At 63.5% G+C, this 8,369-nt stretch carries 8 protein-coding genes; 1 reads left to right on the top strand and 7 read right to left on the bottom strand.

Annotated features, from left to right (window positions below; translation table 11 throughout):
- Positions 1-331 precede the first annotated feature (331 nt).
- The 6 genes from CZ322_RS00520 to CZ322_RS00495 all read right to left on the bottom strand — a co-directional run bounded on the left by CZ322_RS00520 (position 332) and on the right by CZ322_RS00495 (position 4,539).
- Positions 332-607: a DUF3073 domain-containing protein gene (locus CZ322_RS00520; RefSeq protein ID WP_375713969.1), complete on the bottom strand. Its 276-nt coding sequence runs from the start codon at positions 605-607 to the stop codon at positions 332-334.
- Between the two features lie 172 nt (positions 608-779).
- On the bottom strand, positions 780-1,142 hold the full coding sequence (locus CZ322_RS00515; RefSeq protein WP_087069772.1) for a hypothetical protein: 363 nt from the start codon (positions 1,140-1,142) through the stop codon (positions 780-782).
- Positions 1,120-1,452 carry a DUF3618 domain-containing protein gene (locus CZ322_RS00510; RefSeq protein WP_087069771.1) on the bottom strand — a complete coding sequence of 111 codons (333 nt, stop codon included), beginning with the start codon at positions 1,450-1,452 and terminating at the stop codon, positions 1,120-1,122. The genes CZ322_RS00515 and CZ322_RS00510 overlap by 23 nt, the downstream gene beginning before the upstream one ends.
- Positions 1,449-1,949, bottom strand: coding sequence for a phage holin family protein (locus tag CZ322_RS00505; RefSeq protein ID WP_087069770.1), 501 nt, complete (start codon positions 1,947-1,949; stop codon positions 1,449-1,451). Before CZ322_RS00505 ends, CZ322_RS00510 begins: the two co-directional genes overlap by 4 nt.
- A gap of 262 nt (positions 1,950-2,211) precedes the next feature.
- A complete protein-coding gene (locus CZ322_RS00500; protein ID WP_087071110.1) occupies positions 2,212-2,952 on the bottom strand; it encodes a CBS domain-containing protein in 741 nt (246 codons plus the stop codon).
- 153 nt (positions 2,953-3,105) lie between these two features.
- Positions 3,106-4,539 (bottom strand): sodium/glutamate symporter, encoded by a 1,434-nt coding sequence (locus CZ322_RS00495; protein WP_087069769.1) that lies wholly within the window; start codon positions 4,537-4,539, stop codon positions 3,106-3,108.
- A 410-nt stretch (positions 4,540-4,949) separates the two neighbouring features.
- Between CZ322_RS00495 and CZ322_RS00490 the strand changes: the two genes are divergently transcribed.
- The gene (locus tag CZ322_RS00490; protein ID WP_087069768.1) at positions 4,950-5,888 is read left to right on the top strand and encodes a sugar kinase; all 939 of its coding nucleotides are present in this window, start codon (positions 4,950-4,952) and stop codon (positions 5,886-5,888) included.
- A gap of 61 nt (positions 5,889-5,949) precedes the next feature.
- Here the strand turns inward: CZ322_RS00490 and CZ322_RS00485 are convergent, their stop codons facing one another.
- Positions 5,950-8,208 carry a CAP domain-containing protein gene (locus CZ322_RS00485; RefSeq protein WP_087069767.1) on the bottom strand — a complete coding sequence of 753 codons (2,259 nt, stop codon included), beginning with the start codon at positions 8,206-8,208 and terminating at the stop codon, positions 5,950-5,952.
- Positions 8,209-8,369: the final 161 nt, after the last annotated feature.

Here is an 8,369-nt window from a genome sequence, read left to right as displayed (position 1 = left end):
CCGCCTCGGGCGGGGCGGGGTCGGCGGAATGGGCCATTTTCAAGATTCAGGGCTGCAAAAGGTGCATTTCGGACCGTCGCTAACACAGAATGTACGCCACGGACATTAAATCGCGGAAAAACTGTCACCCATGTACATTCTGTTATCCGGCCCGGCCTCTCGCCTCCTCGAAGTGTGCATTCCAGACAACGCATCCCGCGTAGTGGGCGTAAGAGACACGAAATCGCCCAGAAGCGGTGCTCTTATAGACACTTCGTTTCCGGGGCTGGCTCAGAAACAATTGTGCCGGCAGCCCTGGGGCCGCCGGCACGTTCGTTACAGGAATGAGTACCTATTTGGTGGCTGGTGGAATATTGTTCGGATCGTAGTCATCCGCCCAGTCATCTTCATTGTCATCTGACTCGTCGTAATCTGCGTAGTCGGCGTAACGAGCATACGGATCATCCGAGGAATCGTAGTGGGATTCCTGGCGCTCATCACGATTAATACCCAGCTCACGCTCGAGAGCGGCGTAATCAGTATCCGGTGTAAAGTACTTGAGATTCCGGGCTACCTTACGCTGCTTAGCCTTCTGACGGCCGCGCCCCATGAGCTCGACCCCCTTCATCTCATCTGGGCTCATCTGGCCCGGTTTACTATTTCGTGACCTATATTAGCCGCTATGGCCTATATATGGCTATGTGACATACGCGGAAAGAGTACGGCGCTCCTCACCTTTCCCAGGTAGATGGCCTGTAAAGCGGCCACGAACCCCGCGACAGGTGTCACGCGCCACGTGGTTACTTGCGCCGGCGCCCGCGCCCGAAGAGGGCACTGCCCAGCAGCGTGACTGCACCCAGGGCGGCAACGCCGAGGCCAGCCACCACGGCGAGCCCGGTTTGTTCCCCGCGCCGAGCATCGTCAATAACATCCTGGGCTACCTGCGCGGCCGAGGGAATCCCGGCAAAGGAATGACCGGCGGAACAGTGGCCTGAGCACCCGTGGCCGGTGGCGGCGTCGTCGTAATGATGCGCGCCACCGCACGCACCGCCACCGCACTCACAGGCGTGGTCGCCGAAATCGTGGTCGCCGCCGCCACAACCGCAACCGCCGCCGCACGCGGCGCCTTCAGCAACCGCCTCAACGCTGTCCCTTATACCCATCTNTCGCGGTATGCGCGAAATCCGAGGCTTTTGCAGAGGCTTTGGCGGAGGCATCCGCCGCGGTGCTCTTCGCGCTATCTGCGAAAGCCGCAGCCTTATCCTTCGCCGCCTCGGCAAAAGCGGAGGCCTTGTCCTTGAGCGTGGCCGTGGTGGTGGCCATCTTGTCCTTCGCGGCATCGGTCGCGTTCTTGATATTCGTGCGCGGATCCAGGCGATCCACCAGCTCATTGACGGTGGCGGTCAGCTCCGCGCGGGTGCGCTCGATATCGCGCTGGATGTCCTCAGGTTTACGGTTATCGGAAGCGCTCACTTCGACAGGCCTTTCTTCACGGCGTCGACGTCCTTGCTCAGGCCGCCAACAAGATTAGTTGGATACTTTCCGGATTTCTTGAGTTTGCGCAGCCCCAGCAGCGCGAGCACCGCAATAATAAGGAGCAGAATTCCGGCGACCGCGAGGTAACCGGCCCACCAGCGCCCGCCGAACACAACCGTAAAGAAGGCCGCCGCCGCGTGCAGCAGAAAACCGAGCATGAACAGCGCCAGCACCCCGGCCACCGCGAGGAGCACCCCGCCCATCCCGAGGTTGAGGACCTTGTGCTTGAGACTGGCCTGGGTGTACTGAATTTCGTCGCGGACCAGGGTGGAGAATTGCGCCGTGGCGGAGGAAAACAATTCACCCACGGTCCGGCGGTTCGGTTCGCGCGCCGCGGCTGCCCGCGCTTCTTCGGAGGAGGACGCCACGTAGCCGGAGCCCGGAAGCGGCCCGGTGGTGCTTGCCCGTGCGTTCTCAACATCTTCTTGCGCCATCACATCCCCTTTGCGTCAGCCAATAACGTGGCGATAGATACATTCTAGTGTGCCGCAGAAAGCTTTAAATAGATAACGGGAAGGCGAAAATCTCTTCCTGAGCGAGGGCGCGGTGGTTTCGCGCCTCGCGAGGGCGCAGCGCTGATGTGTGCGTGCCGCTGCGCGCGGGTAGCGTTTCGTGCGTGCGCAGGTCCCCGCATCGCTCGCGCGCCGCCGCACCACAGAATAGTACGACGACGCCGCAGCCTCCCGCCCCGCCCGCTTACCTTGCGATGGCGATGTCCCTGAAAATCCGCCCCACATCCGCGCGGGCCACCAGCCCGATAAGCACCCCGGTGGCATCCCCGGTGCGAGTGATGAGCACTGCGGGATGGCCGCGGTCGGTCAGGGCTGTGCATACTGCCATGGCCCTATCGGAAGGTTTGGCGTAGAGGGGAGCGTCGTGCGTGCCGCTGTGGGCGAGGATATCCCCGGCCGGCACGTCGGCCAGCTGGGATTCTTTCCCGGCAGTCACCATTCCGGACACCCAGCGGGCCACCATATTGGTGGTGAGCAGCCCGATAATCGTGGAGCCATCCACCACCGGAAGCTGGGCGTAGCCGTGCGCGTCGAGAATAGCGGCGACGGTAGCGAAAGTATCCACGGGAGAGACGGTCGCGACGTCGTGAATCATGAAGTTTTGGATCTGCGGTTCGTTGCGCACCTGGAAAAGTAGCCGCTCGGCGGCTTCGACCAGGTCCGCGCGCGGGGTGGCAATGGGTTGGCCGTTCTTGTAGTTGTTATGCGCGATGGTATTGCGCAGATTGCGCAGTACCTCGCCCAGGTTGTTATTGCGAACGACGGCGGGAACCCGCTTTTCGTACGCCTTCGCCCAGGCATCCCCGAAACCACGCGAATCCAGGCCGGTGGCATGATCGAGCTCAGCCCGGAGGTCTTCCACCGCGGAGAGGAAACGCTGGGTGAGAGAGTTCGCGGTCGGGGAGGTGGCAGCGTCGTCGTTCATGCCACCATGGTAGCGAAGCGGGCCGCGTTGCACGGACTGGAGTGGGTGGGCGAACCGCGCACCCGCGTACCCGCGCGTACCCGCGCGCACCCGCATGCAACCGCATGCAACCGCACGCGAACCCCAGGCGAGCCGCACGCGAGCCGAAACGCGCTAGCCGGTAAACCCGGTACCCAGGGTGCCCACCGGGCCGGGCTCGCCGTGGGTATTCGCGTGCCCGGAGCGCACCACCCACCAGCCGCCGAGCAACCCGAGCACCGCGATGGCACCCCAGACGCCCACCACGGCCCAGCCCATCCCGGCCAACGCCATAACCGGCACGAAGGACACCGCGGAAATCTCCACCGGAACCACCGGCAGATAGGCGTAACCGAATTGCTCAATGGTGCCCGATTCCAGCTTGGGATCCACGATGCGCAGCAGCGCCAGGCCGGTGGAAACAGAGCCGGTAGCCCACCCCCAGGTGAAGAGCTGGCGTTCGAACCAGCCCTCGCCCATGAGCCGCGGAGCCACCACCAGGCCCAAAACCGTGCACAGAATAAGACCGAAGAGGAACAGCAAGCCGAGGGCCAGCAGGTGGTCGGAAACAAATTCCGGCTGAATCGAAGCAATACCGCACACAATCAGAATGTCCGTGCACAGCCCGGAAACCGAGCGCAGCGTGCCCGCGTCGAGCAGGTGGGAGGCCCCCACTCCGTTCATAACAATCCGCACCACGATCCCCACCAGGAAAGCGATGGCGAAAAGCGGGAAGGAAATACCGGGGAACAGGTGCTTGAGGAGCTGACCAATCCCGTAGCCGGCCACCGCCACCAGACTCACAATCCCGACCTCGAAGGAGAGCGTCTCAATCGAACCGCCGGAGAAGGTGTGGTAGCCCAGGGCCGGGCGGCGCTTATTGGCATCGAGCACCCCGGTGAGGAGCTCATCGGGCAGGGAATCCATACCGCGGAAAGCCTTGGCCTGCCCGCGCCGCGCCCCGAATTTCGCGAGGATAATCCCGCCGACCACCCCGACCAGCAGCCCCACCGTGGCCGAGGTGAAAGCCAGCGAGGCCACTTCCGGCTGCCCATTTTCCGCGTAAATATTGCCCACGGCTGCCGCGGTACCGAAACCGCCCGCCCAGCCGGTGAACAGCATAATGCCCAGCACATCCGGCGAACCGAGCACCGGGGTGAGGAACAGCAGCGCGAAAGCCATACCGAGCGCCACCTGCGCCCCGTACATAAGCACCCCGTAGGAAGCAAAACCGCCCACCGCTTTATTGACTTTGCGAATATCGAAATCATCGGTGAGGGCCATGCAAGCAAACACAATAACAATAAGAATCGAGGCATACGTGCCCATATGCTCGGAGAACGGAATCCCGGTCACCTGCCAGGACCCGATATGCCAGCCGCGGCTTTCCGCTACCGCCCCCAGCACATTCGGGCCGAGCACCAGCCCCAGCGCACCGGCAATCACCGAGGCGGGAACCAGCATATTCTGCAGCCACTTCACCCGGGCGCGCAGGAACACCCCAATGGCGAGCAGCAGGCCAATCATTCCGGCGTCGACCAGCATGGTCCACGGCGTATATGCGTTCATCGTCCCTCCTACGGTTGCGATAGTTGCGCTTGGCGCGATGCGCGGGCGCTCGCGGTCTGCGATCTGCCCGGGCCCGCGCGATTCACGCAAAGCTTGCGGGAGGGGTGCGTGGAACCCGCTCCCATTAGTAAAGATACAGTAAAACTACGGCGATGTTTTAGTTAGGTGCGGTGCTGGGGGCCGTGATGTGCCGAGATTCACGCGCGCGCTCGCGGCTCGTTCGCGCCGTCGTGCGTCCCTGCACGGCCCGGTCGCCGCGCTTTTCCTTTTCTTAACGACGACGCCGGGCCTCTCCGCCCGCGCGGACTCCCCCTCGATATGATGGCTATGGTGACCGCCACGCGCGCGACTCCGGCACACCAGGCCGGGGCGGCGGGGCGCGGGCGGCGTCGTCATCAAGGAGGAAAAATATGACGGATCTGGTGACTTTCGGCGAATCGATGGGGGCTCTGACCTTTACGGAATCCCCGCAGATCGGGGCGCGGCCGCGCGCGTCCTTCGGCGGCGCGGAAACGAATGTGGCCATCGGAATGGCTCGGTTGGGGCATTCCACCGCGTGGGTCGGGAGCGTCGGCAAGGACCTGTTTGGGTACATGATTATGCGAACCCTGCGGGGCGAGGGCGTGCGCTGGGATCACGCCCGCCAGATCACCACCGCGCCCACCGGGGTGCTGGTGTCGCGCCACGCTGGGCTGGGGACGTTCGCGGTGGATTACCATCGTAAGTTTTCCGCCGGGCGCCTCATTACCCCTGATCAGATCCGCGCCATGTTTGAGCTGGAGCCAAAAATCGTGCATCTGACGGGCATCACCCCGGCGCTAGGGGAGGAAGCGCGCGCCGCCACGATGCTCGCCGTGGAGCTGGCCGGGGAGCGCGGGGTACCGGTCTCTTTCGACGTCAATTTCCGCTCGCGCTTGTGGAATGCTCAGGATGCAGCGCCGGTGCTCGCGCAGATCGCGCGCGGGGCGCATGTGGTCTTCGGCGGCACGGAGGAACTGGAGCTGCTCACCGGCGAATCCGAGGTGGCCGCGGCGACTCAGCGCTTGCTGGACTGGGGCGTTTCGGAAGTGGTGTGGAAAGATTCGACGACGGCGCGCGTGACCACCCCCACCGAGTCGGTGGAACGGCCCGGGCGGCGGGTGACCGTTGTGGATACCATCGGGGCTGGTGACGCCTTCGTGGCCGGTTATCTTTCCGGGTGGCTCGAGGGGCTTTCCTTCGCGGAACGCCTGGACCGCGGGCACCTCCTCGGGGCCTTCGCGGTGGGCACCATCGGCGATTGGGAAGGCGGGCCCACCCGCGAAGAACTCACCATCGCGGAGATCTCCGGCGGCGAAGTGGCGCGCTAGCTAAAGCTCGCCTTGGCTAGTGCAGCGCGCCACTTCGGCAGCGTGGTTCGTGGGGCGTGCCTTAGCGGCGGACGGCGGGGGTGTCGGTGCCGTTGCCGTCCCAATCGCCCACGAAGAGCTGGTCGGAGGTGCGCCCGTAGGTGAGGACCTGATCCGCTTCTCCGGCGGCCAGCGAATTCTTCACGTAAACGGTGTTGCCCCGGCGTACCGCCAGCGTATCTACGCCGTCGCCGTTAAAATCGCCCAAAATTGTGGCGTCACTGGCACGGCCGTAAGAAAAAACGGTATCCGCGGCGCCGCCTGCGATGGCGTTTTTGACGTAGTACAGGTTGCCGCGGCGCACCGCGAAGGTATCCTTGCCGTCCCCGTCGAAATCGCCGGTGAGGACGGTGTCGCCCGCGCGCCCGTAGTGGACCACCCGGTCGGCCTCCCCGCCGTGCAGGGAATTGAGGACGTAGAAAGTATTGCCCCGCCGCACGGCGAAGGTATCCTTGCCGTCGCCATCGAAATCGCCTACCAGGATTTCATCGCCGGCGCGGCCGTAGGCGAATTCCACATCGGCAGCTCCGCCATCCACGCTGTTCTTGACGTAGATCTTATTGCCGCGGCGCACCGCGAAGGTATCCTTACCATCGCCGTCCCAATCGCCGACGAGCACCTCATCGCCGGCCCGCCCGTAGGAAAATACGCTGGCGGCCTCGCGTGAGGTCCAATCATTGGAAACATAGAAAATATTGCCGGTGGCGGGATTATTGGGAGTGGGCACGTTCGTGCCGGGCGCGCCGGGTGTAGGCGTGGGCTTCGGCGCCGGCGCGGGTGAAAGTCGATCTACATCGGCCTGGGCGCGCGCCACATCGGCCTCCGCGGCGGCGAGCCGCTCGCCGAATTCCCCGAGCTGCGCGGCGCGGGCGGCGGCACGATCCCGCTCGCCCTGAGCGACGGTGAGCTGCTCGGCCAGTTTCTGGACGGCTTGCTTCGCGGCCTTCGCGCTCTCATAAGCTGCGGTCGCGGCAGTGAGCTTCGTCTGCGCGGTATCGAGCGCGGCCTTGGCCTCGTCGTACTCTCGGGCGGCAGTTTCTAGTTGCGTCTTCGCGATTTGAGCCTCCAAGGATTCGGGATCGCCCTTGGTAGCTGCTTCGAGTTCGGCCGTCGCATCTGCCAGAGCCGTGCGGGCCACGGAGGATCCCTGGGCCATCTCATCCTTGAGACCATTCATATAACTCTGCAGCGCGGCAGAGTAGTCCGCAACCGTCTGCGGCTGCGAGTTATCCCCGTAAAGAGGCGTGTGATCGAAAGTATTCGCCTGGATATTAGGGGCGAAAGCCATTCCCGTTACGGAGTAATTGGGATTGACAATATTAAGGTAATGTCCGACTTTCGCGAAGTCCGTGACGCCCTGATCATGGAGGGCTTTTTCGTTGTGATACCAGAGCTTGAGGGAAAGCTCATCGCCGGGGTAGTTCGCGGAGGCAAGATTTTCTGCCACGTTGAACGCTTTAATATGCGTCATTTTATTGGTGCGAGATTGCGCATTGACCTGGAGCTGGGCAACCGCCATGAGGTAGTCCGTGACCTTGAGGGGCTCAAGCTGGTGCGCGGCGCGCAGCTCGTTGATCTTCGTAATGAGGCTCAGGGTTTTCGCCATGGAATCCAGGTTCGTGGCATCATCGGCCGCGCCCGGGTGGGTATAGGAAGCCAGCGGCTTACCCTGGTACTCCGTATTGGTGGTGAAAACATCGAGGGCCTTCTGGGCGTTGCGGGCTTCGTAAAACCCGAGGGCTCCCCGATCCCACTGCACCTTCGCCGCAGCCTTGGATTCTTCAAGCTTGGCCCGGGCGGCATCCACTTTTTCCTGGGCGGCTTTGGCGGCTTCGGGATTGGGCGCAATGGCCTTATCGTAGGAGGCCTGCGCGGCATCGCGGCGGGCCCGCGCGGACTCAGCATTCTTGGTGAGTTGGGGCATGACGGAAGCTGCGTCGTCGTACCCCTTCTTTGCGGAATCGAAACCGGAAGCTTTCGCTACCGCGGCATCATACGCCTGTTGCGCGGCCTCCACCTGCGCGTTTGCCCGCGCGTAAGCCTGCGCGGCGCTCTGAATATCCGCGAGGCTCGCGCCGCTCGCTTTTATTTCCGCGAGGATGGCGTCCCGCGCTTTAATTGCGGCGGTGAGCCGGGCACGGGCCTCAGCGAGCTGAGCTGCGGAACTATTACCGGGGGCGATGTCGCTGGCGGCGGCGGGAGCGGGGCTGAGAACCGGCAGGGCCTGGGCGGCGAACGGGACCAGCAGAGCTCCCGTCATGAGGAGTGCCGATGTGCGCATAAGAGTCTCTTTCTGTTTCGACCGTGAAAGTGAAAGGGATAATTCCCGGAGCGCAGGTTAGTGGCCGTTCCTGGGCGTACGCCGGATGCATAGTGGGAAGAAGCTGGCCCGCGTGAAAGGGGGCCGTGCGGCGGAACGGAAAACACGCACACGCGCGCGAA

The sequence above is a fragment of the Actinotignum timonense genome (assembly GCF_900155575.1).
GTDB classification, from domain to species: domain Bacteria; phylum Actinomycetota; class Actinomycetes; order Actinomycetales; family Actinomycetaceae; genus Actinotignum; species Actinotignum timonense.
Note: the sequence above shows the minus strand (reverse complement) of the source record. Positions and strands in the feature narration are given on the sequence as shown.